The sequence below is a fragment of the Sulfitobacter sediminilitoris genome (genome assembly GCF_010667575.1).
Lineage (GTDB): Bacteria > Pseudomonadota > Alphaproteobacteria > Rhodobacterales > Rhodobacteraceae > Sulfitobacter > Sulfitobacter sediminilitoris.
On record NZ_JAABNT010000006.1, the window covers coordinates 31,814 to 55,618 of the forward strand.

Here is a 23,805-nt window from a genome sequence, read left to right on the forward strand (position 1 = left end):
GCGCGCCATCAAGACAACCTCATTGATCCGAAAATGACAAAAGAGAAACCACTGTCCCGACGGGACCGCAACCTCGCCAACATTCGCGAAACGGCCGTACCGGTTGCAGAGCGCATCGTCCTAGAAGAGGGGGTCGATGCGCTCAACGCGCGTCGGCTCGCCGGCGACATCAGCGTGTCTGTCGGCTCGCTGTACAATGCCTTTGGCGATCTCGATGCGGTTCTACGGGCTGTCATCGAAAAATCGGCGTTGATGCTGTCACGCACATTGCATGCGGCGATCGAGCAGCCCGCGCTGGACGAACGAACCCGCCTGATTACATTGGGCGAGGCATATCTCGATTTTGCCATCGCGGAGCCGCAGCGTTGGTGGCTGCTGTTCGAGTATAACTCGAACAATCCACCCGATGACAAGGCGCAGGAATTCCAGCTCGGCCTTCTGGAAATGCTTGTCGAGGCTGGCGGTGGTGACCCGAAGTCAGACCAGCATCGACAGATATTCCTGTTATTGTGGGCATCCGTTCATGGCCTTGTGACCCTCGCATGCCGACCGACGATCATAGCACTCAATCCCGAGGTCGCGCGGACCTACATAGCTGAGTTGGTAGATACAGGTCTCAAAAGTTTCCCAATCGGTTAAGCCATCTGCGGCGGGCCAAATTATCCAGCGGAATCAACAAAGCCGAGCAGCAAAAGCTGGTGGAAATATTGCCCTTTGCCGCGGATCCCGTCAGCTCTGGGCTCAGACCAGACATTAACCAAAAACGCAAAACCCCCGCTGATCACTCAGCGGGGGCTCTTTATTTCACCGGGGCCGGAACGGGCATTTGCAAGCAAATTCCCTGCCTACGGCTGATCGCGCTAATGCGCGACCGTCACCAGTCCTCGCGGACCACGACGCGTGTCTTGATCGGCAGCTTCATCGCTGCAAGACGCAGCGCTTCACGCGCGATATCCTCGTTCACGCCGTCGATCTCGAACATAACGCGGCCGGGCTTCACCTTGGCCGCCCAGAAATCCACGGAACCTTTACCTTTACCCATCCGAACTTCGACAGGCTTGGAGGTTACAGGCACATCCGGGAAGATGCGGATCCACACACGGCCCTGACGCTTCATGTGACGCGTCATGGCACGACGTGCGGCTTCGATCTGGCGTGCGGTTACACGTTCGGGCTGCAGCGCCTTCAGGCCGTAGGTGCCGAAGTTCAGGTCAGACCCGCCCTTCGCCAGACCCTTGATCGAGCCTTTGAACTGCTTGCGGAATTTCGTCCGTTTTGGCTGTAGCATTTATCTACTCCTTACCGGCGACCGCCAGCACCACGAGGGGCCGGGCCGTCTTGAAGTTCCTGTAACTTGCGATCATGGGCAGAGGGATCATGTTCCATGATCTCTCCTTTGAAGATCCACGTCTTGATGCCGATTATGCCGTAAGCAGTCTGCGCTTCAACGTGTGCATAATCAATGTCAGCACGCAGGGTGTGCAGTGGCACGCGGCCCTCACGATACCATTCGGTACGCGCGATCTCTGCACCGCCCAGACGGCCGGCAAGGTTCACGCGGATGCCCAGGGCACCCATGCGCATGGCGTTCTGAACCGCACGCTTCATGGCGCGGCGGAAAGACACCCGGCGCTCCAGCTGCTGTGCAATGCTCTCACCAACCAGTGCCGCATCCAGCTCGGGCTTGCGGACCTCAACGATGTTGAGGTGCAGCTCCGAGGACGTCATCTTGGCGATCTTCTGACGCAGACCTTCGATGTCTGCCCCTTTCTTGCCGATGATGACACCGGGGCGGGCTGTGTGGATCGTCACGCGGCACTTCTTGTGCGGCCGTTCGATGATCACACGGGCCACACCGGCCTGCTTGCACTCTTCCTTGATGAAGCCGCGGATGGCGAGGTCTTCGAGCAGAAGATCACCATAGTCCTTCGTGTCGGCGTACCAGCGGCTGTCCCAAGTGCGGTTAACCTGCAGGCGCATGCCGATCGGGTTTACTTTGTTACCCATTATGCTTGCTCCTCAACTTGACGCACGACGATGGTGACTTCGGCAAATGGCTTCATGATCTTGCCAAACCGGCCACGGGCACGTGGACGACCACGCTTCATGGTCAGGTTCTTACCGACATAGGCTTCGGCGACGACCAGCTCATCCACATCAAGGTTGTGGTTGTTCTCGGCATTGGCAATCGCCGACTGAAGGCATTTCTTCACGTCCTGCGCGATCCGCTTCTTGGAGAAGGTCAGCGCGGTCAGTGCGCTATCCACCTTCTTGCCACGGATCAGACCGGCGACGAGGTTCAGTTTCTGCGGCGACGTCTTCAGCATGCGCAGCTTGGCACGTGCTTCGTTGTCTGCCACGCGGCGGGGATTCTTATCCTTGCTCATGGCTTATTTCCGCTTCGCTTTTTTGTCCGCGGCATGACCGTAGTAGGTCCGCGTTGGCGAATATTCACCAAACTTCTGACCGATCATGTCTTCGCTGACGTTAACAGGGATATGCTTGTGACCGTTGTAGACACCGAATGTCAGGCCAACAAACTGCGGGAGGATCGTGCTGCGACGCGACCAGATCTTGATCACTTCGTTACGGCCACTCTCGCGGGACGCTTCGGCCTTTTTGAGGACATAAGAGTCAACAAAAGGACCTTTCCATACTGAACGAGACATAGATTAACGCCCCTTCTTCTTGGCGTGGCGCGATCTGATGATCAGACTGCTTGACGCTTTTTTCTTGTTCCGGGTTTTTGCACCCTTTGTCGGCTTGCCCCATGGCGTCACCGGGTGACGACCACCGGATGTACGGCCTTCACCACCACCGTGCGGGTGGTCGATCGGGTTCATCACGACACCACGCACAGACGGGCGGATGCCCTTGTGACGCATGCGGCCCGCTTTACCGTAGTTCTGGTTTGAGTTGTCGGGGTTGGACACGGCACCAACGGTAGCCATGCATTCCTGACGCACCAGACGCAGTTCGCCGCTGCTCAGACGGATCTGAGCGTAGCCACCGTCACGGCCCACGAACTGGGCGTATGTACCGGCGGCACGTGCGATCTGACCACCCTTGCCGGGCTTCATCTCGATGTTGTGGATGATTGTACCGATGGGCATGCCGCTGAAAGGCATTGCGTTACCGGGCTTGATGTCTGCCTTCTGGGAGGCAATCACCTTGTCGCCAACTGCAAGACGCTGAGGGGCCAGGATATAGGCCTGCTCGCCATCTTCGTACTGGATCAGGGCAATGAATGCTGTCCGGTTCGGGTCATATTCGATCCGCGCCACAACAGCGGACATGTCCAGCTTGTTGCGCTTGAAATCAACGATACGGTAGAGGCGCTTTGCCCCACCGCCTTTGCGACGCATCGTGATCCGTCCGGTGTTGTTCCGTCCGCCGTGCTTGGTAAGTCCCTCAGTGAGGGCCTTGACAGGGCGACCTTTCCAAAGCTCCGAACGGTCGATCAGTACCAGCCCACGCTGGCCCGGCGTCGTCGGTTTGTACGACTTGAGTGCCATGTTGTCTGTCTTCCGTTTTGCTTACGCCACGCTGTGGTGGCTATGGTATGAAGGGCCCCGAAGGTCCCCAGGTGGTGTGCCGTAGGGTGCGCATTCATGCGCACCGGAGCGACAACAGACAAGCCCCGGACGAATCCGGGGCTGTGCCTAGCGGTGCGTTTAGGGTGTGTGGGGGATGGGGTCAAGGGGTTGCAAAAACACTTGGCCAATCCCACTCCAACAAATCTCCGAGGACGTTCTTGTTAAATATGTAGTTCGCTTCAGCAGCAGAAAACAAGCTCCCGATAACGTGCATGTCAGACGGCGCAGAAGCCAACCGCACTTCTTCGAAATTCTCCGAACTGAAGATGCTAAAGTCATTTCCATTGGTCCAATAGAATTCGTCGTCGTCAACATAGTGTCTGCCACGTGTTTCGGACACAACGTACTTTTTATCTTTGATTGGGCATTGATAAGACCTGTCTACTTCAGTCCAAGCGTCTGCCTTAAAGAGATCACTCAATTCCCAGGTAATCTCATTCTTTGATGTTTTCTTTATTAAGCTTGTGATGGCCTTCCGCCAATCATCTGGACTATAGCTCATAGACTTGCTTGCGCTCCTTTATCGTAAGCGTCAATCTCATCCGCCAATTCGTTGAGTGCGCTGAAGAGGTTCCAATATGGGATCAGATCGTTTGCAATTTCATCAGAACTACTCTCATCTCGGAGCTTAGCTTGAACTTCAGAATGAAAGGTCTCTGCCTTTTTGGTAACTTCTGAGAAACCGGAAACCTTAGTCTTGGTGATCTGTCTTATCACCACCGCAGTTTCACTCATGAATCGCTCAGTGCGAAGATCGCCCAATTTAGAGCTAGAAAGCGAAGTCATGCTTTTCGTGATTTTTTCAAGCTGTTTCTTGAACTCTGGTAATCTCTGCTTCGCAAAGTAGCGATTAGACAGACTTCTCACCTCCATAACCGCAAAGACTGAAAATAAGAATCCGAGATACCCAAAAAGCGCTCCAACAACATTCCAGGAAAGAGTTGCGTCTATTCCATTATCACCGAAAAGCAAGTCGGGCCGCAAAAAATGCAGCTAGTGCAACTAGAATCGGGAAAGCTCCGAGTATAGTTAAGATTAATTTCATATAATTTGCTCGAGCCTCACGGAAATTGCTTACCCCAGACCGTATCAAACGCTGCGTGCGAAGCAAACCGTAGGGTGCACATTCACTGCGCACCCTACCCCCACGTTCCATTCAACCGATCTCGCCCGGATCAACGGCAACCAACTCCACCCGAAACCCATCCTCCCGCACAATCACAACCTCCACCCCACGCAACACCGCATCCACCAATCGCTCAAAACCCGCCTGAGCCTCCTCTACCGTCATTACAATCCGTTCCACCATTCCGATATCTCCGTCACCCAATCACACCAAAGGCGGGGTCAAACCCCGCCCTACCCTCGACGGCAAAAACACTTCAATCCCCCAAACAAAAAACGGGCGCAGCCTCTCGGCCACGCCCGTCCAATTCTTCATCCCCCGAAGGGGATCGCCAGCTTATGCCAGCGCGAGGTTCGTTGCGCTCTCGCGGCCGTCGCGGCCGGGCTCGATCTCGAACGTGACTTTCTGGTCATCGCTCAGGCCGGTCAGGCCCGCTTGCTCAACGGCAGAGATGTGTACGAACACGTCCTTGCTGCCGCCGTCAGGGGCGATAAACCCGAAACCTTTTGTTGTGTTGAACCATTTGACGGTGCCATTGGCCATCGTCGTACTCCTAGATAAATCCTGCCCGCAGAATGCGGCAAGTCGGCTAAGTCAGTGAAAGATCGTAAGACTGAGCCGTAAGGAGCAGAAATGCCGATAGTGTAAAAACGTCGCGTGCTACCTATGCGCCTTTTCCCAGACCATAGCAAGCACTATTCTGCCGCGCCGCAGCATAAGCCATGATATACCCCCGTTTCGGACGTCACAGCCCCATCCGCGCCAAGGGTCGCACCTATGCCTGCGCAGTTTGCGCCCGGTACAGGGCGTGTGATCAATAAATAATGGGTCAAAACGCGAAAAGGCCCCCGAACATCGGGGGCCTTTCCAAACTCATAACGAACCGAACTTACAGCCCGGTTGAGACGTCGATCGTGTTGCCTTCTTCAAGCGTCACGTAGGCCTTCTTCACGTCCTTCCGCTTGCCCAACTGGCCGCGGAAACGCTTGACCTTGCCTTTGGTGATGGTCGTATTCACGGCCTTCACCTTGACCCCAAAGAGCGCCTCGACGGCCTCCTTGATCATCGGCTTGTTGCTCTCCATCGCCACTTCGAAAACAACCGCGTTGGCTTCTGATGCCATGGTCGCTTTCTCGGTGATGATCGGCTTGCGGATCACGTCGTAGTGTGTGTGCTTGGCGCTCATTTCAAACGGGCCTCCAATGCTTCGACGCCCGCCTTCGTGATCACCAGGGTGTCACGCTTGAGGATGTCATATACGTTTGCACCCATTGTCGGCAGGATATCCAGACCTTCTATGTTGCGTGCGGCTTGGGCGAAGTTCTCATTCACCGATGCGCCGTCGATCACAAGCGCGCGCTTCCAGCCCAACGCATTGATCTGCTTGGCCAGTGCGGCGGTCTTGCCTTCGGACGTCGCCTCGTCAATCACCACCAGCTGACCGGCTTTCGCCTTGGCGGACAGCGCGTGGCGCAGACCCAGCTTGCGGAACTTCTTGGTCAGCTCGTGACCATGAGAGCGCACAACCGGACCCTTGTACACACCACCCCCACGGAAGATCGGAGCAGAACGTGCGCCGTGGCGTGCGCCGCCGGTGCCCTTCTGACGATAGATCTTCTTGGTGGAGTAGCTGACTTCGGACCGTGTCTTGACCTTGTGTGTACCGGCCTGCGCGTTGTTACGCTGCCAGCGCACGACGCGGTGCAGGATGTCGGCGCGCGGCTCAAGGCCGAACAGAGCCTCGTCCAGATCTACCGAACCGGCCTTGCCGCCGTCGAGTTTGATGACATCGAGTTTCATGCGTCACCTTCTTTCTTGTCTGCATCGTCAGCTTCGGGCGTTGCACCCTCTTCTGCGATTTCGGCTTCTGCTGCCTTCAGCGCTTCGGCTTCGGCTGCGGCCTGCTCTTCTGCCAGACGTGCTGATTCGGCCTCGGCCTCGGCTGCTGCGGCGGCTGCTGCTTCTTCAGCGGCTTTGGCGGCTTCTTCAGCGGCGGATTTCAGAGCGGCAGGCAGGATCGCATTCTCAGGGAACGGCTTTTTCACCGCGTCCTTGACGGTGACCCAGCCACCCTTGGAGCCTGGAACAGCGCCTTTGACCATGATCAGACCACGTGCGGTGTCTGTCTTGACCACTTCAAGGTTCTGCGTTGTCACGCGGGCAGCACCCATGTGACCGGCCATTTTCTTGCCTTTGAAAACCTTGCCGGGATCCTGACACTGACCTGTCGAACCGTGCGAACGGTGAGAGATGGAAACACCGTGCGAGGCCCGCAGACCGCCAAAGTTGTGGCGCTTCATCGCACCGGCAAAACCTTTACCGATGGATGTGCCTGCAACGTCAACGTACTGACCTGCGAAATAGTGATCCGCGATGATCTCTTCACCCACGGGCAGCATCGCATCCGCGTCAACGCGGAATTCTGCGACCTTGCGCTTGGGTTCAACCTTGGCAGCGGCAAAGTGGCCGCGCATGGCTTTGGAGGTCCGCTTCGCTTTCGCAGAGCCGGCACCAAGCTGAACAGCCGTGTAGCCGTCCTTCTCAGCGGTACGCTGTGCAACCACCTGAAGTTTGTCGAGTTGGAGAACGGTCACAGGAATCTGCTTTCCGTCTTCCATGAAAAGGCGGGTCATCCCGACCTTTTTTGCAATAACGCCTGAGCGCAACATAAAGAAACCCTCCTACGCTTATGACTGCAGCTTGATCTCAACGTCCACACCAGCGGCCAGGTCGAGCTTCATCAGCGCGTCCACGGTCTGGGGGGTTGGATCAACGATATCCAGCAGACGCTTGTGCGTGCGGATCTCGAACTGGTCACGGGATTTCTTGTCAACGTGTGGCCCACGCAGAACGGTGAATTTTTCAATCTTGTTCGGCAGCGGAATCGGGCCGCGAACGGATGCGCCGGTACGCTTGGCGGTGTTGACGATCTCTTGTGTGGAAGTGTCCAGCACACGGTAGTCAAACGCCTTGAGCCGGATGCGGATATTTTGGCTTTGTGCCATATGTATCATCCCTTGTCAGGGCTTCAGCGGATTGGAGGATATACGCTCATCGCACACCCTCTTCGCGCCTTTGTGTCAACTCAAACGGGGCACGCAAAAGCGCACCCCGGTTAGATAGGGGTCGTATAGGGGGAGTCGGAATGCGTGGCAAGGGGGATTTGCAGGTTTGTGCGCGCGGGCGGACCAATCCGATAATCAGTGCCTGAGCGCAATCTGGCCCGTGCGCCGAAATACTGGGCCTTTTACTATCGTTAAGGTTGATTTAATGGAGTCCAAGGATATGTAACCCTTACTAAATCAAAAAAAATCGAGCAATCATGGCAGATCCGACAGTCCAGTTTCTGGGCATTACCCGGTGGTCCTATCCTGGCACACCCGATGGCTATCGCAAGTCCAGCGAGGATCTCGATGTGCTGCGCGCCAAGCTCTATGCCCCTGAACGGATGGAACATCGGCTGTTCCTGCTGGAACATCTGGTCCTGCCGTGTCTTCGGGAACAAACCGACCCGACTTTCAAGCATCTCTTCGTTATGGGTGACCAGCTACCCGCCCCATGGCGCAGCCGTCTTGAAAAACTTCTCGGCACGGTCCCGCAAGCCAGTGCGGTATTTGCCCCCGAAGGTCAGAACATGCGCGAGATGTTCATGGAACTGATCCCCGAACATCAGGAAAAGCGCCATGACATCCTGGCGCAATACCGGATCGACGACGATGATGCGGTCGCTGTGGATTTCATCGAAGAAAGCCGCCGCATCTTTTCGAACCTGCATCCGTTCTATGAAACCGAAGGCATTGCGGGTCTGGATTATACCCGGGGTTTCATTATGGAGACGTCGCCGGAAGGGGTCGAGTTTCGCCCGGTTTCCGCCCGGCACTGGGCGCCGGGTCTTGTGGTTTTTCAGGCCAACAAAGAAGCGCAATCGCTATTTGAATTTCCCCATCTGAGGATCTGGCATTCCATGCCTACGCTGACCTTTCGCGAAACGCCGATGTACATCCGCGGCGCGCATCACGACAACGACAGTCACCTCGACAGTTTTGCCCGGCGGACCAAGACATTTCGATTCAATCCGAGAAACAAGCGGCGGTTCCTACAGCGTCGTTTTGCATTCGATAGCCGCGAAATGCAAAACATCTGGTTGGAAAACTATGAGAAATTCGCAGGCGATGGCGCAGCGGGTCTTCGGACGGGGACCTGATGTCACTCCAACGGGTCCCAAAACCCTCAGCAGGATCGGGGTTAGGCAAACAAGGTGAAGCTGCGCCACGGATCCCGAAGGTGTGAGTATCCATGGCGAATATAGCACTGACAACGAAACGTCCGACAGGATTTCGACGGTTCAGACAGAGCATGTTTTCTCGGCTATCTTTTGCGTTTGACCAAATTCATTTTGAATAATTCGCCCTTCGTTACACCTCGGGCCTGCAACTCTTTCAAACACCGGGGGCAGTTTCAGACAAGAATGGCCAAAGCCATCAGTACGTGATCCCCGCGTGGCGGGACACCGCTGTGCCGAACATCAATTCGGGAGGATACATGGAAAACAATTCAGCAACGCAACCGACCTACAGCGCACTTTTCGTTTTTGGCGATAGCCTGAGTGACAACGGTGCCGTCTCTGCCTTGACGGCTGGCGCCATTCCGCCATCCGAAATCACAGGTGTCGATCTCGAAGGGAATCCGGTTGATTTCACCGAACGTGGAATCTTTTACAACGGTCGCTTCACGAACGGTGATGTCTACGCCGATATCACGGCAGGGCTGCTTGGCATCCCAAGCGATACAAGCACCCTTTATGATGATCTGAGCGGCTCCAATCTGGCCGTTGGTGGCGCAACAGCCACAGACCTTTCGGTCTTTGGCCGCACTGCCTCAAACACCTATGCAGATCAGCTGGCGGCACTGCAATCCGCCATTGCGGGCCTGCCGGGCAGTGAAGCCGAAAAACTGGCATTCCTCTCTACCGCTGCCGCTTCGGTCTTTATCGGGCTAAATGACCTTGGCGCTCTTGGCGGTGCCTCCACAGCGACTGGTGTGATTGATCAGGATGTCATCGCGACCGGCGTCGCCGCTATCGTGGAGCAATTGTCCACACAGACCCAGGCCTTGGCCCGGACAGGCATGGGTACGATTATCCTCAATACCTTGCCGGGTGGCAGTTTCTTTCCCAATGCCAACGGGCTGATTGATTTCTTTGGCCCGGCAACCGCCGATCTCTTCGATGGTGTTTCCGCGCAGGCGAACCAGGGCATCAAGGCCCTTGCCGAAACCCTTCGGGCAAGCGGTACAAACGTCGAATTCATTGATTTCTTTGGCCTCGCCCAAGAGGTTCAGGCCGATCAGGAAACCTTCGGGTTCCTGACGCTCGAAAACGCTTTGCCCAGCAGCGCCCCCACAAACACACTGCTGATTGACGATGTCCCAATTGATCAGATCGGCTTTATCAATCCTGTCCATTTCACCGCAGAACTGCGCGAAACCTTTGGTGCCTTTCAGGCAATGACCCTCGGCAACACGCAAATCGAGGGAGATGACAACGGTGGGATCACCGGCGGCACGGCAGCAGGCGAAACAATCTTTGCCCAAGAGGGTCGGGATCGTGTGCGCGCCGATGACGGCGATGACATGGTGTTTGCCGGGGCCGACAATGATGTCGTCTTTGCGGGCGACGGGCACGATGTCGCCTTTGGCGGCACCGGGAACTACGTGCTGTTCGGCGAAAGCGGGGATGACATTCTGTCGGGCGGCTCAGGCAACGATGTCATGCTGGGCGGTGACGGAAATGATGTGATCGCTGGCAACCACGGCAATGACTTCGTGAACGGTGGCATGGGTGACGATGTTCTGACGGATGGATTGGGCAATGATGTGGTGTTTGGCGGCGCTGGCGATGACATCGCACTTTACCTGGCACCAAGCACCCTTGGCGGCAGCGATGGGTCCGACAGCGACGTGTTCTTTGGCGGGACAGGCACAGATACGCTGCTTGTCGTTTCGGATACCGAGATATCGGATCTTGATGCCTTTCTCAGCGTGAACAACGTCGAGGTCTTTGGGTTTGAAGCCATCCTTACCATCACAAGTGATGAGCTGGAAACCTACGATTTCGGCGCGGCTGGTGTTCACGTGGCAACGGCGGACCTTTTCGGTTTGGTCTGACCTGCCTTCAAAGGACTGCAAACCGAAAAAGGCCGCAGCATCGCGCTGCGGCCTTTTGTGTTTGTTCTGTCGGCGGGCGTATCGCCCGCCTCACTGGGCTTAGTCCGTGATCTTGGAAACCACGCCCGCGCCAACGGTGCGGCCACCTTCGCGAATAGCAAAGCGCAGGCCCTGCTCCATCGCGATCGGTGCGATCAGCTCAACGTCGAACTTCAGGTTGTCGCCAGGCATCACCATCTCGGTGCCCTCGGGCAGCTGAACAGTGCCGGTGACGTCTGTCGTCCGGAAGTAGAACTGTGGACGGTAGTTCGCAAAGAACGGCGTGTGACGGCCACCCTCTTCCTTGGTCAGGATGTAGGCCTCGGCCTCGAACTTCGTGTGCGGGTTCACCGAACCGGGCTTGCACAGCACCTGGCCACGCTCGACACCGTCACGGTCCACACCGCGCAGCAGGGCGCCGATGTTGTCGCCCGCTTCACCACGGTCCAGCAGCTTGCGGAACATTTCCACACCTGTGCAGGTCGTCTTCTTGGTGTCGCGGATGCCCACGATCTCGATCTCGTCGCCGACGTTGATCACGCCACGCTCGACACGCCCGGTCACAACCGTACCACGGCCGGAGATCGAGAACACGTCTTCCACCGGCATCAGGAACGGCTGGTCCACCGCACGTGCAGGTGTCGGGATGTACTCATCCACGGCCGCCATCAGTTCACGGATCTTGTTCTCGCCGATCTCTGGATCACGGCCTTCCATCGCCGCCAGCGCGGAGCCCGCGATGATCGGAATGTCGTCGCCCGGGTACTCGTAAGAGGACAGCAGCTCGCGGATTTCCATTTCCACCAGCTCCAGCAGCTCTTCGTCGTCGACCTGGTCAACCTTGTTCATGAAGACAACCATGTAGGGAATACCAACCTGGCGGCCCAACAGGATGTGCTCGCGGGTCTGGGGCATCGGGCCGTCGGCCGCGTTCACCACCAGGATCGCGCCGTCCATCTGGGCGGCACCGGTGATCATGTTCTTGACGTAGTCGGCGTGGCCGGGGCAGTCGACGTGCGCATAGTGACGTGCGTCGGTCTCGTATTCCACGTGCGCGGTCGAGATCGTGATGCCACGGGCTTTCTCTTCGGGCGCGCCGTCAATCTGGTCATACGCCTGGAAGTCACCGAAGTACTTCGTGATCGCTGCCGTCAGTGTCGTCTTGCCGTGGTCAACGTGGCCAATCGTGCCGATGTTGACGTGCGGTTTCGTACGTTCAAACTTTTCCTTTGCCATGGTGTTGGCTCCTTCAGTTTAGTGTGTGGGGTGAAGCAATGCTCCACCTTACGGGGTGGTAAGGTGGGCGCATCGCCCACCCCTAAATCATGCGAATTTGGCCTGGATCTCGTCCGAGATGTTCTGTGGCACACCTTCGTAGTGGTCGAACTGCATGGTGAAGTTCGCACGACCCGAAGACATCGACCGCAACGTGTTGATGTAGCCGAACATGTTTGCCAGCGGCACGAAGGCGTCGATGGCAATCGCGTTACCGCGTGTGTCCTGACCCTGCACCTGACCGCGACGGGATGTCAGGTCACCGATGATGCCACCGGTATACTCTTCCGGTGTCACAACCTCGACGCGCATGATCGGCTCAAGCAGTTTCGCACCGGCCTTCTTCATGCCTTCGCGCATACCCATACGGGCCGCAATCTCGAACGCCAGAACAGAAGAGTCCACGTCGTGGAACTTACCGTCAATCAGTGCAACCTTGAAGTCGATGACAGGGAAGCCAGCCAGCGGACCGGAGTCCATGACCGAATTGATACCCTTTTCAACACCCGGGATGTATTCCTTCGGAACAGCACCACCAACGATGCGGCTCTCGAAGGAATACCCTTCACCTGGCTCGGTTGGCATCAGGATCATCTTCACTTCAGCAAACTGACCGGAACCGCCGGACTGTTTCTTGTGGGTGTAGGTGATCTCGGCCTCGCGAGAGATTGTCTCACGGTAAGCCACCTGCGGCGCACCGATGTTCGCCTCGACCTTGAACTCGCGCTTCAGGCGATCGACGAGGATGTCGAGGTGTAGTTCGCCCATGCCCTTCATGATGGTCTGACCGGATTCGAGGTCAGTTTCCACGCGGAATGAGGGGTCTTCGGCGGCCAGACGGGCCAGACCTGCGGACATCTTTTCCTGGTCGGCTTTGGTCTTGGGCTCTACCGCGATCTCGATCACCGGATCGGGGAAGGTCATGGTTTCGAGAACCACTGGATCGTTGACAGCACAGAGCGTGTCACCGGTTGTGGTGTCTTTCAGACCCGCCAGCGCGATGATGTCACCAGCGAAGGCTTCGGTGATCTCCTCACGGTCGTTGGAGTGCATCATCATCATACGACCGACGCGCTCTTTCTTGCCCTTGGTGGAGTTCAGGAGCGTGTCACCCTTGTTCAGCACACCGGAGTAGACGCGCGTGAATGTCAGCGAGCCAACGAAGGGGTCGTTCATGATTTTGAACGCAAGGCCAGAGAACGCCATATCATCGTCCGCACGACGCGGGATGTTACGTGTTTCTGTCTCGTCGCCCGGCTTGAAGCCCATGTAGTCGACAACGTCCAGCGGGCTGGGCAGATAGTCGATCACAGCGTTGAGCAATGGCTGAACGCCTTTGTTCTTGAACGCGGATCCGCAGAGAACCGGGATAAACTTGATGGCCAGCGTGCCCTTGCGGATCAGCTTGCGCAGCGTCTCCACATCAGGCTCTCCGCCTTCAAGGTAGGCTTCCATTGCGTCATCGTCCATCTCGACTGCAGTCTCGATCAGCGTGGCACGCCATTCGTCTGCCAGGTCCTTCAGGCTGTCGCGGATGTCGCGCTGTTCCCAGGACGCACCAAGGTCTTCACCGGCCCAAACCCATTCTTTCATGGTCACCAGGTCGATCATGCCTTCAAGCTCGTTCTCGGCACCGATTGGGATCTGAATCGGCGCAGGAATCGCACCTGTGCGGTCCTTGATCATCTTGACGCAGTTAAAGAAGTCGGCGCCAATCTTGTCCATCTTGTTGACGAACACGATGCGCGGAACCTTGTAACGGTCGGCCTGACGCCAGACTGTTTCGGTCTGTGGCTCAACACCGGCGTTAGCGTCCAGAACGGCAACCGCGCCATCCAGAACGGCCAAGGAACGCTCAACCTCGATGGTGAAGTCCACGTGGCCGGGGGTGTCGATGATGTTCATCCGGTACTTGGTGTCGGATGTGGCATCTGCTGTTGGCTCTTCCTGACGCTGCCAGAAAGTTGTGGTCGCAGCGGACGTGATGGTGATGCCGCGCTCTTGTTCCTGCTCCATCCAGTCCATGGTGGCCGCACCGTCGTGCACCTCACCGATGTTGTGGGATTTGCCTGTGTAGTACAGGATGCGCTCGGAACATGTGGTCTTGCCGGCATCGATGTGAGCCATGATGCCGAAGTTGCGGTAGCGTTGAAGCGGATAATCGCGTGCCATTTGTAAAGCTTCCTCAGAGGTTTTGCTTTGAAAAGGGTCAGGGGCCCGGCGGATCCGAGCCCCGATCTTGAAAGCCGGGGTTGCCCCGACCGAATGTTACCAGCGGTAGTGGCTGAATGCCTTGTTGGCGTCGGCCATCTTGTGCGTGTCTTCGCGCTTTTTCACGGCTGTGCCGCGGGACTGAACGGCGTCCAAAAGCTCACCTGCAAGGCGCTCTTCCATCGTGTTCTCGTTGCGCGAACGGGATGCTTTGATCAACCAGCGGATGGCCAGAGCTTCGCGGCGCTCGGGGCGCACTTCAACAGGCACCTGATAGGTAGCACCACCCACACGGCGCGAGCGAACCTCGACCGATGGTTTGATGTTGTCGAGTGCTTCGTGGAACACCTCGATAGGGGCGCGTTTGATCTTCTCTTCAACGCGGGTCATCGCGTTGTAGACGATACGCTCGGCGACGGATTTCTTCCCGTCAATCATCAGGTTGTTCATGAATTTAGTCAGAACCAGATCACCGTACTTGGCGTCTGGCAGAACTTCGCGTTTTTCAGCGGCGTGGCGGCGTGACATGTCGTTGTCTTCCTCTTGCGTGCGGGGGTGAGGCAGAGCCTCACCTTACGTGGCGGATGGTAAGGTGGGCGTAACGCCCACCATGCGGATTACTTAGGACGCTTGGCACCGTACTTGGAACGGCGCTGCTTACGGTCCTTGACACCCTGGGTATCCAGAACACCGCGCAGGATGTGATAACGCACACCGGGAAGGTCTTTTACACGACCGCCACGGATCAGAACAACGGAGTGTTCCTGCAGGTTGTGGCTTTCACCGGGAATGTAAGAGATCACCTCGAAACCGTTGGTCAGGCGCACCTTCGCAACTTTCCGCATCGCGGAGTTCGGTTTCTTGGGCGTTGTTGTGTACACGCGTGTACAAACGCCACGCTTCTGCGGGCATTCCTGCAGGTGCATGGATTTCGATGTTTTGCGCTTTGGCTGCCGCGGCTTGCGGATCAGCTGTTGGATCGTTGGCATTCAGGATTACCCCGTTCTAAGTCTCACATCAGGTGCACGAGGGTCACCCCATGCGGTTTAAAATTCTGCGCCTGTCTTTTGACAAAGCGAAAACACCGCAACGTTCCCGTACCGAGGTGAACATGGCGGTGGGGCTACAGAGGACCGGGTCAGCATTAGACCGGGTCTTGACCACTTAAGTTATGATTTCGAATGGCAGAGCAAGCCCTGCTGTCGAGATAGCGGGCATATAGGGGAGTCGCGGTAAGGTGTCAACACCGCCAGCCCGGTTGCGTGGAACGGCCGGGGCTGCGATGGTAGATATCTAGTAACCCAAGGCCGCAACGTCTATGCAAACTATCGGCATCTGCCGCTTTTCCTACCCCGGCGACGGCGGATTTCAAGTCGAACACGCCAGCCTGCAAGAACGGATGGCATACCTTTACGCCCCTGCCCGCATGGCAGAACGCTTTGCCACGTTTGAGACGATGCTGCTGCCGCCCCTCAAGGCACAGACAGATGATGATTTCACCCTGCTGATCGTCGTCGGGGACAGCCTGCCTGCTGTCTATCGCGACCGGCTGGAAGCCGCAGTGGAGAACATGCCGCAAGCAGTCATCAAGGCCTATCCACCTGGCCCTCATCGTAAAGTTATGCAGGACGCCATCAACGAAGTTCGACGTTATGACGGAGAAGCCTGCCTGCAATTTCGTATGGATGACGACGACGCCGTCGCAACCACCTATATCAAGCGCCTCAGAGAGACGGCGATCGACGTCCTGCCCTTGGCCGCCAAGCACCGCCATATTGCCATCGATTTCAACCAAGGCTACATCGCACGACCGTCGGCGCGTGGCCTTGAAGTCGCGGCAACCAATGCGCCCTATACCACCGCCGGACTTGCATTGATGTTCAAGCCGGACCTACGCCTGTCAGTTATGAATTTTGCCCACATGAAGGTCGGACAGAAAATGCCGACCGTGACCATCGCTGGTGAAGACATGCTGATCCGGGGCCACAACGATTACAACGACTCAAGACAGAAACCAGGTATCCGCACGCCCAAGCTTACGCCGCTTGATCCGACCGGCAAGGCCCACTTCAAAACGACGTACAACATCGACGCTGACGCCGTTGCCGCAGCATTTGCAAAGCTGTCAGCCTCCTGACAGCTGCCGTTCGCGGTAAAAACTGAAAGTCCCCGTCGCCACGACAATCGCCGCGCCGATCAGTGTCATCACTCCGGGCCATTCTCCGAATACAAACCATCCCGCCAGCAAGGCCCATATAAGCCCCGTATAGCGGAAGGGTGCCGTGAACGATACGTCGCCTGAGCGCATCACCTGGATGGAGAAGAAATATCCGCCCATGATAAAGACCGCCGATCCAACGATCAGCGCCGCCGTCAGAAGATCAATCGCCACCCATGTCACCCCAAGCGACGCCAACCCCATGGCCACGGCCACCGCGCCCGCAGTCACAAGGGTTACCGTCATGGATGGCACCGTCGGCGAGAGCTTGCGCGTCACCAGATCGCGTACCGTCACCAGCAGCATGGCGATCACACCATAGAGCGACCAGACGTTAAACCCCTCTGCACCGGGTTTCACGATCAGCAAAACGCCGCAGAACCCAACCGCAATCGCCAGCATCCGCCGCCATCCCACCGTTTCGCGCAGAACCACGGCAGAGGCGAGCGTCACCGCCAAAGGCACGACTTGCAAAATGGCGGTCAGGTTCGCCAGCGGCATGTTGAAAAGCGCTGTTAGAAAGAAATAGGCCAGTAAAATTTCGGTCCCGGCACGTACTGCGATGATCATCCAGTCCTTCCGCGCGATATCGAAATGCAACGCGCCCAACCGTCCTCGTGTGGCAAGGATCAACCCGAAGGTTATTGTGCTGCGGATGAACAGCAACTGGAACAACGGAACCGCCCCCGCTGTCAGCTTGAGCATCGTATCATTCAGCGTGAAACAGGCCATTGAGGCCATCATCAGCAATGCACCGGCTAGGTTTATCGACATGCTACAGGTTTTCCAGCATTTCAGGGGTTAACCCAAAGCCGTCCCACAAGACTCGCCTCACGCCTTTCGGCCTCAACGGCCCTGCCCTGCCCTGTGGAGTAGCGGATGAATCGTTATCCTCATGCACAGAGCGGATCCACATCGGGCGGTCCACCTCGGTATAGCAATCATAATACTCAACAAGGTTTCGGTGGTTACGCCGAAATACCGTGGCGTGATCCCCTTTGGGCGTCACCATGGCCAAACCAATCCCCAGCGGCGCGCGTTCGTACCACTCCGATATCGGCGAGGTCGCCTTTGGGTCGAGGTAGAGGCCGCGGTTGAAGGCGATGACAAAAGGCTTCTTGTCGACCCGTACCTGCAACAGATTATCCGCAACCGCCCTGATCCGCGCTGTCGTCTGGCGGTGCATCCCGTCATCGTCATCTTGGCGAAAAGTGGCAATGTGGGTGGCCTCCGGCACATCCGGTAAAGCGCTATACGCGGCTTTGACCGCCTGAATATGCACCATCGGCGGTAACGCCACGATCTGCATCGGGGGGAAATCCCTGATGATATCTTCCAACCGCATGCGCCACGCGTCGGGAAAGCATTCACCGATCAGCACCGCACAGGAAAAATCAGTGTCGTCCTGCAATGCCATCGTGTGAAATGCCAACCGCTCGAACAACTTGAACCGACGCTCAAGCCGCGCAGGGTCGTAAAGGACCGCACGCCGCGCATCCAGATCGTCCACAGATTTGGCAAACCCGTTTTCCGAAAGATAGGAAAACCGCATCAATCCTTTGATCTGCACTTTTGGTGTCACGTCTGCGCGCCCTGCTCTTTGGGGCAACGGTAGGGCAATTTACGAGGTACCTAAAGAGGCCTTGGATGTCGTGACCCCATCCCGGACCCAAATCCAGTCCGGCCCGACATCGAAACGACCAGAACGCATCCCGCGGTGTTCACTTTCTTCATCCCGTGAGCCTTTGTCGGCTTGGCTGGCACGGGGGCATAGGCCGCAATATGCCTGCCCGGATTTTGCAGCGGCACGACGCCGAAGCCAGAGGCAATTTCCAGCACGAAATAGCCAGTTCGGATCGCCCCGCCAAGCACGCGTTGACCAAGAAACAGCCGCGTTCTTAACCATACGCCTCTTGTCACAAATGGAGACTGACAATGTCACAGGCGAATGAAGCAGAGCGATTCATGCTTGATCTGATCAATGCGGAACGCGCCGCAGTCGGGTTGGATGCGGTTATTCTTGATACCCGTCCGAACGATTCCAGCGAGGACCACAGCAGTTGGATGCTCGATACATCTACCTTTGCACACAAAGGCGCTGGCGGGTCATCCGCAGGTGACCGGATGAGCGCCGCTGATTTCGACTTTTCCGGCAGTTCGGGATGGGGTGAAAACATCGCTTGGCAGAGTGCACGCGGAGAGCCAGGCATTTTGGATGATGTTACGGCCCTGCATCAAGGGCTGATGAACAGTCCGGGCCACCGAGCAAACATCCTCAGCTCGTATTTCGAAGCGCTTGGCATCGGTATCGAGGTTGGCAATTTCGAAGGGTTTGAGGCGGTGATGATAACGCAAAACTTTGCCTATACAGAAGGAGAACTGGCACCTGATACGGGGACCACACCGCCTGTTGTTGAAACGCCGGTCACCCCATCCATCGTATCGATCCCCGAGCCGGAAACACCAATCGATCCGGCTCCGGTTCCCGATCCAGCATCACTGGTTGACCAACAGTCCACGCCGCAACAGCCAGAGCCGCCGCTCGTCAACGTGGATCAATCGGGTGACATGCCCCTGTGTTCGGCCTTTATCGAATGGGAATTGCAGTGGGAGCCAGCCGCTCCTCAGTCTGCATTCGAAGAGACCGGCGATCAGTTCCAACCCCTCCTTGATGCAATCCAGTCGTTGTTTGCGGATGCAGGATGGGATTTCTGGGGCTTCTGACCGCGACATCGGCCCGTTCCATCACAGCTGACGGCAGAATCGGGTGCACAACAGATCAACGTCACGATGTTGGGATCTGCCCCCACTTCGGACAGTTCATCTGGCGAAAAAAAGCCCCCGCAGCATGTTACCGCTGCGGGGGCTTCGATCAATCAAGGCTCAGCACGTCTCAGTCGCGGCTTTCCTCGTCAAAGGTTGGTGTGTAGAACACATCGCCACCGACAACATCATCTTCCATCGAAGGTGCTGCAAGCGCCGCCGCCGCCTCTGCTTCCTCGCGGCGCGCCTCAATCACGACGTTGTCACGGTCCTGAGCGATCTTGCGCATCTGCATGGTCGCACCACCGGTTCCGGCTGGGATCAGACGGCCCACGATGACGTTCTCTTTCAGACCGACCAGCTTGTCCTTCTTACCTTGGACAGACGCCTCGGTCAGAACCCGCGTGGTCTCCTGGAAGGACGCGGCAGAGATGAAGCTGCGTGTCTGCAAGGAAGCCTTGGTGATGCCAAGCAGGATCGGTTCGCCCTTGGCCGGGCGGCCGCCCTTCGACAGCGCCTTTTCATTGGCGATATCAAATTCCTGCTTGTCGACGTGTTCACCCTTCAGCAGCGTGGTGTCGCCAGATTCCTGGATCTCCCACTTTTGCAGCATCTGGCGCACGATCACTTCGATGTGCTTGTCGTTGATCTTCACACCCTGCAAGCGGTAGACGTCCTGCACTTCGTCGATCATGTAATCGGCCAGCGCCTCAACACCCATGATGGACAGGATGTCGTGCGGTGCCGGATTACCGTCCATGATGTAATCACCCTTCTGGACAAAATCACCTTCCGCAACCGGGATGTGCTTGCCCTTGGGCACCATGTACTCAACCTTGTGATCCGCATCGTCAGAGGACTCGATCGCGATGCGACGCTTGTTCTTGTAGTCCTTGCCAAAGCGAACGTAACCGTCGATTTCCGCGATGATGGCGTGGTCCTTGGGGCGACGCGCCTCAAAGAGTTCGGCCACACGTGGCAGACCACCGGTGATGTCCTTGGTCTTGGCACCTTCGCGCGGGATACGCGCGATGACGTCGCCGGCCTTGATCTCGGTGCCGTCCTCGACGGACAGAACCGCATCAACCGACATCGCATAGGTGATCGGGTTGCCCGCATCGTTGCGCACAGGCTCGCCATCTTCACCCACAAGGATAACCTCTGGTTTCAGCTCGTTCCCCTTGGGTGCCGCACGCCAGTCGATCACGATCTTCTGGGTCATGCCGGTCGCATCGTCGGTCTCGTCGCGCACGGCGATGCCGCTGACCAGATCGACAAATTTGGTTGTACCGGCTTTCTCCGCGATGATCGGCAGTGTGTAGGGATCCCACTCGAACAGCTTGTCGCCGCGGGCCACCTTGTCGCCCTCTTTAACAAACAGTGTTGTACCATACCCGATCTTGTGGCTGGCGCGTTCTACACCGTCGTCGCCCATGATCATCATCTTCATGTTCCGGCCCATCACCATGATCTGCCCTGCGGCATTCTCAAGGGTCTGCGCGTTCTCGAAGGCGATCGTGCCTTCCTGAGATGCTTCGAGGAACGACTGCTGGCCACCCTGGGCAACGCCGCCGATGTGGAACGTCCGCATTGTCAGCTGTGTACCGGGTTCACCGATGGACTGAGCCGCGATGATCCCCACGGCTTCGCCCTGGTTCACCAGTGTACCGCGCGCCAGGTCACGACCGTAGCACATGGCGCAAACGCCTTCTTCGGCCTCACAGGTCAGAGGCGAACGGATACGTGCAGAAAGCACACCCGAATCGTCGATGGCATCCGCCATACGCTCGTCGATGATGGTTCCCGCTGCCGCCAGCACCTCATCAGTGCCCGGCTTGAGGATATCGTCCGCAGCAACCCGGCCCAGCAGACGCTCGGCCAGAGAGGAGACAACTTCACCGTCATTGACTGCCGCTTCTGCGGTGATCGCAGCTTCGGTACCGCAATCGTGCATGCGCACGATGCAATCCTGTGCCACGTCCACCAGACGACGCGTCAGGTAACCGGAGTTCGCTGTTTTCAGAGCGGTATCAGACAGACCCTTACGGGCGCCGTGAGTGGAGTTGAAGTATTCAAGAACGGTCAGACCTTCCTTGAAGTTCGAGATGATCGGCGTCTCGATGATGTCGCCGTTCGGCTTGGCCATCAGGCCGCGCATACCGCCCAGCTGCTTCATCTGCGTAACCGAGCCACGCGCACCGGAGTGCGCCATCATGTAGACCGAGTTCGGTTCCATTTCGGCACCGTTCTCATCATGACGCTCAGCCGAGATGGAGCCCATCATGGCGTCTGTCACCTTGTCGTTACACTTCGACCAAGCATCAACCACCTTGTTGTACTTCTCACCTTGGGTGATCAGGCCGTCCATGTACTGCTGTTCGAAATCCTTGACCTGCTCGCGGGTCTCATCAACGAGGCCCCACTTGCTGTCAGGGATCAGCATGTCGTCCTTGCCGAAGGAAATACCGGCCTTGAACGCCTCGCGGAAACCCATGGTCATGATCTGGTCACAGAAGATCACAGATTCCTTCTGACCGCAGTAACGGTAGACCGTGTCGATCACCTGCTGCACTTCTTTCTTGCGCAGCAGACGGTTGACGAGGCTGAACGGCGCCTTGGCATTCAATGGCAACAGCGCACCCAAACGCACCCGACCGGGTGTCGTTTCAAAGCGCTGCATCACTTCGTTGCCTTCGTCGTCGATCTGCTTGATCCGGGCCTGAATCTTGGTGTGCAGATGCACCTCACCGGCGTCCAGCGCGTGCTGCACTTCATCCACGGTACCAAAGACCTTGCCTTCGCCCTTCATGCCCCGACGCTCAAGCGTGGTGTAATAAAGGCCAAGGATCATGTCCTGCGACGGCACGATGATCGGCGCACCGTTTGCAGGCGACAGCACGTTGTTCGTGGACATCATCAGAACACGCGCTTCAAGCTGGGCTTCCAGCGAAAGCGGCACGTGTACCGCCATCTGGTCACCGTCAAAGTCGGCGTTAAAGGCCGAACAAACCAGCGGGTGCAGCTGAATGGCTTTACCTTCGATCAGCACAGGCTCAAACGCCTGAATGCCCAAACGGTGCAGCGTCGGCGCACGGTTCAGCATGACAGGGTGTTCGCGGATAACCTCATCAAGGATGTCCCAAACCTCGGGACGTTCCTTCTCCACCAGCTTCTTGGCCTGCTTCACGGTTGAAGACAGACCTTTGGCCTCAAGCCGCGAATAGATAAACGGCTTGAAGAGTTCGAGCGCCATCTTTTTCGGCAAGCCGCACTGGTGCAGCTTCAGTTCAGGACCCGTCACAATGACCGAACGGCCAGAGAAGTCGACGCGCTTACCCAAAAGGTTCTGACGGAAACGACCCTGCTTGCCCTTGAGCATGTCGGACAGCGATTTCAGCGGACGCTTGTTGGCACCGGTGATCACACGGCCACGGCGGCCGTTGTCGAACAGGGCGTCAACGGATTCCTGCAGCATCCGCTTTTCGTTACGCACGATAATGTCGGGCGCGCGCAGTTCGATCAGACGCTTCAGACGGTTGTTCCGGTTGATCACACGACGATACAGGTCGTTCAGGTCAGACGTTGCGAAACGACCACCATCCAGTGGCACCAGCGGGCGCAGTTCCGGCGGGATCACGGGGATCACGGTCAGGACCATCCACTCCGGGCGGTTGCCGGATTCAAGGAAGCTTTCAACCACCTTCAGGCGCTTGATGATCTTCTTGGGCTTCAATTCACCTGTGGCTTCTTTCAGCTCTTCGCGCAGTTGGTCCGCTTCTGCTTCCAGATCGATCGCCGCCAGCATTTCGCGGATGGCTTCGGCACCGATGTTCGCGGTGAACGCGTCCATGCCGTAAGCATCCTGCGCGTCCATGAACTCTTCTTCGGTCATCATCTGACCGTAGGTGAGATCCGTCAGACCGGGTTCGATCACCACGTAGTTTTCGAAATACAGCACCCGCTCCAGATCGCGCAGGGTCATGTCCAGCATCAGGCCGATGCGGGACGGCAGCGATTTCAGGAACCAGATGTGCGCGACAGGCGACGCCAGTTCGATATGGCCCATCCGCTCGCGGCGGACCTTTTGCAGCGTGACTTCCACACCGCACTTTTCGCAGACAACGCCGCGATACTTCATGCGCTTGTACTTGCCGCAGAGGCATTCGTAGTCCTTGATCGGGCCAAAAATCCGCGCGCAGAACAAACCGTCACGCTCTGGCTTGAACGTCCGGTAGTTGATGGTTTCGGGCTTCTTGATCTCACCGAAGGACCAGCTCAGGATCCGCTCCGGGCTTGCCAGAGAGACCTTGATTTCGTCAAAAACCTTTGGCGGTGTAAGCGGGTTGAACGGGTTGTTTGTCAGTTCCTGGTTCATTTTGATACCTCAAATCGGGTGGGAGTGGGAGCGGCGT

At 57.2% G+C, this 23,805-nt stretch carries 26 protein-coding genes; 5 read left to right on the forward strand and 21 right to left on the reverse strand.

What is annotated here, in order from left to right; genetic code table 11:
- The first annotated feature begins 33 nt into the window (after positions 1-33).
- Positions 34-639: a TetR/AcrR family transcriptional regulator gene (locus tag GV827_RS11170; RefSeq protein ID WP_164353896.1), complete on the forward strand. Its 606-nt coding sequence runs from the start codon at positions 34-36 to the stop codon at positions 637-639.
- 235 nt (positions 640-874) lie between these two features.
- On the opposite strand, the gene rplP is transcribed toward GV827_RS11170, so the two are convergent.
- The 13 genes from rplP to rpsJ form a co-directional block, all read right to left on the reverse strand.
- Positions 875-1,288: a 50S ribosomal protein L16 gene (gene rplP / locus GV827_RS11175; protein WP_164353897.1), complete on the reverse strand. Its 414-nt coding sequence runs from the start codon at positions 1,286-1,288 to the stop codon at positions 875-877.
- 11 nt (positions 1,289-1,299) lie between these two features.
- Positions 1,300-2,007, reverse strand: a complete 708-nt coding sequence (rpsC, locus tag GV827_RS11180; protein ID WP_164353898.1) for a 30S ribosomal protein S3 — start codon at positions 2,005-2,007, stop codon at positions 1,300-1,302.
- Positions 2,007-2,387: a 50S ribosomal protein L22 gene (gene rplV / locus GV827_RS11185; RefSeq protein ID WP_164353899.1), complete on the reverse strand. Its 381-nt coding sequence runs from the start codon at positions 2,385-2,387 to the stop codon at positions 2,007-2,009. The genes rpsC and rplV overlap by 1 nt, the downstream gene beginning before the upstream one ends.
- Positions 2,388-2,390: 3 nt before the next feature.
- Positions 2,391-2,669 (reverse strand): 30S ribosomal protein S19, encoded by a 279-nt coding sequence (gene rpsS, locus GV827_RS11190; protein ID WP_067296663.1) that lies wholly within the window; start codon positions 2,667-2,669, stop codon positions 2,391-2,393.
- A 3-nt stretch (positions 2,670-2,672) separates the two neighbouring features.
- Positions 2,673-3,515 carry a 50S ribosomal protein L2 gene (rplB, locus tag GV827_RS11195; protein ID WP_164353900.1) on the reverse strand — a complete coding sequence of 281 codons (843 nt, stop codon included), beginning with the start codon at positions 3,513-3,515 and terminating at the stop codon, positions 2,673-2,675.
- 181 nt (positions 3,516-3,696) lie between these two features.
- The gene (locus GV827_RS11200) at positions 3,697-4,098 is read right to left on the reverse strand and encodes a hypothetical protein (protein ID WP_164353901.1); all 402 of its coding nucleotides are present in this window, start codon (positions 4,096-4,098) and stop codon (positions 3,697-3,699) included.
- Positions 4,095-4,568 carry a hypothetical protein gene (locus tag GV827_RS11205; RefSeq protein WP_164353902.1) on the reverse strand — a complete coding sequence of 158 codons (474 nt, stop codon included), beginning with the start codon at positions 4,566-4,568 and terminating at the stop codon, positions 4,095-4,097. Before GV827_RS11205 ends, GV827_RS11200 begins: the two co-directional genes overlap by 4 nt.
- A 184-nt stretch (positions 4,569-4,752) precedes the next feature.
- Positions 4,753-4,905, reverse strand: a complete 153-nt coding sequence (locus GV827_RS11210) for a hypothetical protein (RefSeq protein ID WP_164353903.1) — start codon at positions 4,903-4,905, stop codon at positions 4,753-4,755.
- 153 nt (positions 4,906-5,058) lie between these two features.
- On the reverse strand, positions 5,059-5,265 hold the full coding sequence (locus GV827_RS11215; RefSeq protein ID WP_164353904.1) for a cold-shock protein: 207 nt from the start codon (positions 5,263-5,265) through the stop codon (positions 5,059-5,061).
- Between the two features lie 346 nt (positions 5,266-5,611).
- Positions 5,612-5,908, reverse strand: coding sequence for a 50S ribosomal protein L23 (locus GV827_RS11220; RefSeq protein ID WP_164353905.1), 297 nt, complete (start codon positions 5,906-5,908; stop codon positions 5,612-5,614).
- Positions 5,905-6,522 (reverse strand): 50S ribosomal protein L4, encoded by a 618-nt coding sequence (gene rplD / locus GV827_RS11225; protein WP_164353906.1) that lies wholly within the window; start codon positions 6,520-6,522, stop codon positions 5,905-5,907. Before rplD ends, GV827_RS11220 begins: the two co-directional genes overlap by 4 nt.
- Positions 6,519-7,391: a 50S ribosomal protein L3 gene (rplC, locus tag GV827_RS11230; RefSeq protein WP_164353907.1), complete on the reverse strand. Its 873-nt coding sequence runs from the start codon at positions 7,389-7,391 to the stop codon at positions 6,519-6,521. Before rplC ends, rplD begins: the two co-directional genes overlap by 4 nt.
- An 18-nt stretch (positions 7,392-7,409) precedes the next feature.
- Positions 7,410-7,727: a 30S ribosomal protein S10 gene (gene rpsJ / locus GV827_RS11235; RefSeq protein ID WP_011567658.1), complete on the reverse strand. Its 318-nt coding sequence runs from the start codon at positions 7,725-7,727 to the stop codon at positions 7,410-7,412.
- Between the two features lie 317 nt (positions 7,728-8,044).
- Between rpsJ and GV827_RS11240 the strand changes: the two genes are divergently transcribed.
- Both GV827_RS11240 and GV827_RS11245 read left to right on the forward strand, forming a co-directional pair.
- Complete coding sequence (locus GV827_RS11240) at positions 8,045-8,926, forward strand: glycosyltransferase (protein ID WP_164353908.1); 882 nt, start codon at positions 8,045-8,047, stop codon at positions 8,924-8,926.
- A gap of 338 nt (positions 8,927-9,264) precedes the next feature.
- A complete protein-coding gene (locus GV827_RS11245) occupies positions 9,265-10,887 on the forward strand; it encodes an SGNH/GDSL hydrolase family protein (RefSeq protein ID WP_164353909.1) in 1,623 nt (540 codons plus the stop codon).
- Positions 10,888-10,986: 99 nt separating this feature from the next.
- On the opposite strand, the gene tuf is transcribed toward GV827_RS11245, so the two are convergent.
- The 4 genes from tuf to rpsL all read right to left on the reverse strand — a co-directional run bounded on the left by tuf (position 10,987) and on the right by rpsL (position 15,401).
- Positions 10,987-12,162, reverse strand: coding sequence for an elongation factor Tu (gene tuf / locus GV827_RS11250; RefSeq protein ID WP_164353910.1), 1,176 nt, complete (start codon positions 12,160-12,162; stop codon positions 10,987-10,989).
- Between the two features lie 87 nt (positions 12,163-12,249).
- Entirely contained in the window at positions 12,250-14,373 is a 2,124-nt protein-coding gene (fusA, locus tag GV827_RS11255) for an elongation factor G (RefSeq protein ID WP_164353911.1), read from the reverse strand.
- A gap of 96 nt (positions 14,374-14,469) precedes the next feature.
- Entirely contained in the window at positions 14,470-14,940 is a 471-nt protein-coding gene (rpsG, locus tag GV827_RS11260) for a 30S ribosomal protein S7 (RefSeq protein WP_164353912.1), read from the reverse strand.
- Positions 14,941-15,029: 89 nt separating this feature from the next.
- Positions 15,030-15,401 (reverse strand): 30S ribosomal protein S12, encoded by a 372-nt coding sequence (gene rpsL / locus GV827_RS11265; RefSeq protein WP_107845357.1) that lies wholly within the window; start codon positions 15,399-15,401, stop codon positions 15,030-15,032.
- Between the two features lie 329 nt (positions 15,402-15,730).
- On the opposite strand from rpsL, the gene GV827_RS11270 reads away from it, so the two are divergent.
- Positions 15,731-16,549, forward strand: coding sequence for a putative rhamnosyl transferase (locus tag GV827_RS11270; RefSeq protein ID WP_164353913.1), 819 nt, complete (start codon positions 15,731-15,733; stop codon positions 16,547-16,549).
- On the opposite strand, the gene GV827_RS11275 is transcribed toward GV827_RS11270, so the two are convergent.
- The 3 genes from GV827_RS11275 to GV827_RS11285 are packed head-to-tail and all read right to left on the reverse strand — an operon-like array spanning position 16,538 to position 18,550.
- Positions 16,538-17,404 carry a DMT family transporter gene (locus GV827_RS11275; RefSeq protein ID WP_164353914.1) on the reverse strand — a complete coding sequence of 289 codons (867 nt, stop codon included), beginning with the start codon at positions 17,402-17,404 and terminating at the stop codon, positions 16,538-16,540. The two genes, GV827_RS11270 and GV827_RS11275, sit on opposite strands and share 12 nt — an antisense overlap.
- Position 17,405: 1 nt before the next feature.
- Positions 17,406-18,212 (reverse strand): glycosyltransferase, encoded by an 807-nt coding sequence (locus tag GV827_RS11280; protein WP_164353915.1) that lies wholly within the window; start codon positions 18,210-18,212, stop codon positions 17,406-17,408.
- Positions 18,213-18,262: 50 nt separating this feature from the next.
- On the reverse strand, positions 18,263-18,550 hold the full coding sequence (locus GV827_RS11285; protein WP_164353916.1) for a hypothetical protein: 288 nt from the start codon (positions 18,548-18,550) through the stop codon (positions 18,263-18,265).
- A gap of 15 nt (positions 18,551-18,565) precedes the next feature.
- On the opposite strand from GV827_RS11285, the gene GV827_RS11290 reads away from it, so the two are divergent.
- Positions 18,566-19,354, forward strand: a complete 789-nt coding sequence (locus GV827_RS11290) for a CAP domain-containing protein (protein WP_164353917.1) — start codon at positions 18,566-18,568, stop codon at positions 19,352-19,354.
- A 169-nt stretch (positions 19,355-19,523) separates the two neighbouring features.
- Here GV827_RS11290 and rpoC read toward each other — a convergent pair whose 3' ends face one another.
- On the reverse strand, positions 19,524-23,768 hold the full coding sequence (gene rpoC, locus GV827_RS11295; protein WP_164353918.1) for a DNA-directed RNA polymerase subunit beta': 4,245 nt from the start codon (positions 23,766-23,768) through the stop codon (positions 19,524-19,526).
- Positions 23,769-23,805 lie beyond the last annotated feature (37 nt).

Excerpts from the sequence above, each read along its gene's own strand:
- rplD (WP_164353906.1), bottom strand. The coding sequence starts at position 6,522 with ATGAAACTCGATGTCATCAAACTCGACGGCGGCAAGGCCGGTTCGGTA.
- fusA (WP_164353911.1), bottom strand. The coding sequence starts at position 14,373 with ATGGCACGCGATTATCCGCTTCAACGCTACCGCAACTTCGGCATCATG.
- GV827_RS11170 (WP_164353896.1), top strand. The coding sequence starts at position 34 with ATGACAAAAGAGAAACCACTGTCCCGACGGGACCGCAACCTCGCCAAC.
- rpsS (WP_067296663.1), bottom strand. The coding sequence starts at position 2,669 with ATGTCTCGTTCAGTATGGAAAGGTCCTTTTGTTGACTCTTATGTCCTC.
- rpoC (WP_164353918.1), bottom strand. The coding sequence starts at position 23,768 with ATGAACCAGGAACTGACAAACAACCCGTTCAACCCGCTTACACCGCCA.
- rplC (WP_164353907.1), bottom strand. The coding sequence starts at position 7,391 with ATGTTGCGCTCAGGCGTTATTGCAAAAAAGGTCGGGATGACCCGCCTT.
- rpsC (WP_164353898.1), bottom strand. The coding sequence starts at position 2,007 with ATGGGTAACAAAGTAAACCCGATCGGCATGCGCCTGCAGGTTAACCGC.
- rpsG (WP_164353912.1), bottom strand. The coding sequence starts at position 14,940 with ATGTCACGCCGCCACGCCGCTGAAAAACGCGAAGTTCTGCCAGACGCC.
- GV827_RS11210 (WP_164353903.1), bottom strand. The coding sequence starts at position 4,905 with ATGGTGGAACGGATTGTAATGACGGTAGAGGAGGCTCAGGCGGGTTTT.
- GV827_RS11270 (WP_164353913.1), top strand. The coding sequence starts at position 15,731 with ATGCAAACTATCGGCATCTGCCGCTTTTCCTACCCCGGCGACGGCGGA.
- GV827_RS11245 (WP_164353909.1), top strand. The coding sequence starts at position 9,265 with ATGGAAAACAATTCAGCAACGCAACCGACCTACAGCGCACTTTTCGTT.
- rplB (WP_164353900.1), bottom strand. The coding sequence starts at position 3,515 with ATGGCACTCAAGTCGTACAAACCGACGACGCCGGGCCAGCGTGGGCTG.
- GV827_RS11275 (WP_164353914.1), bottom strand. The coding sequence starts at position 17,404 with ATGTCGATAAACCTAGCCGGTGCATTGCTGATGATGGCCTCAATGGCC.
- rplP (WP_164353897.1), bottom strand. The coding sequence starts at position 1,288 with ATGCTACAGCCAAAACGGACGAAATTCCGCAAGCAGTTCAAAGGCTCG.
- GV827_RS11220 (WP_164353905.1), bottom strand. The coding sequence starts at position 5,908 with ATGAGCGCCAAGCACACACACTACGACGTGATCCGCAAGCCGATCATC.
- rplV (WP_164353899.1), bottom strand. The coding sequence starts at position 2,387 with ATGAGCAAGGATAAGAATCCCCGCCGCGTGGCAGACAACGAAGCACGT.
- rpsL (WP_107845357.1), bottom strand. The coding sequence starts at position 15,401 with ATGCCAACGATCCAACAGCTGATCCGCAAGCCGCGGCAGCCAAAGCGC.
- GV827_RS11200 (WP_164353901.1), bottom strand. The coding sequence starts at position 4,098 with ATGAGCTATAGTCCAGATGATTGGCGGAAGGCCATCACAAGCTTAATA.
- GV827_RS11240 (WP_164353908.1), top strand. The coding sequence starts at position 8,045 with ATGGCAGATCCGACAGTCCAGTTTCTGGGCATTACCCGGTGGTCCTAT.
- GV827_RS11215 (WP_164353904.1), bottom strand. The coding sequence starts at position 5,265 with ATGGCCAATGGCACCGTCAAATGGTTCAACACAACAAAAGGTTTCGGG.
- rpsJ (WP_011567658.1), bottom strand. The coding sequence starts at position 7,727 with ATGGCACAAAGCCAAAATATCCGCATCCGGCTCAAGGCGTTTGACTAC.
- tuf (WP_164353910.1), bottom strand. The coding sequence starts at position 12,162 with ATGGCAAAGGAAAAGTTTGAACGTACGAAACCGCACGTCAACATCGGC.
- GV827_RS11290 (WP_164353917.1), top strand. The coding sequence starts at position 18,566 with ATGTCACAGGCGAATGAAGCAGAGCGATTCATGCTTGATCTGATCAAT.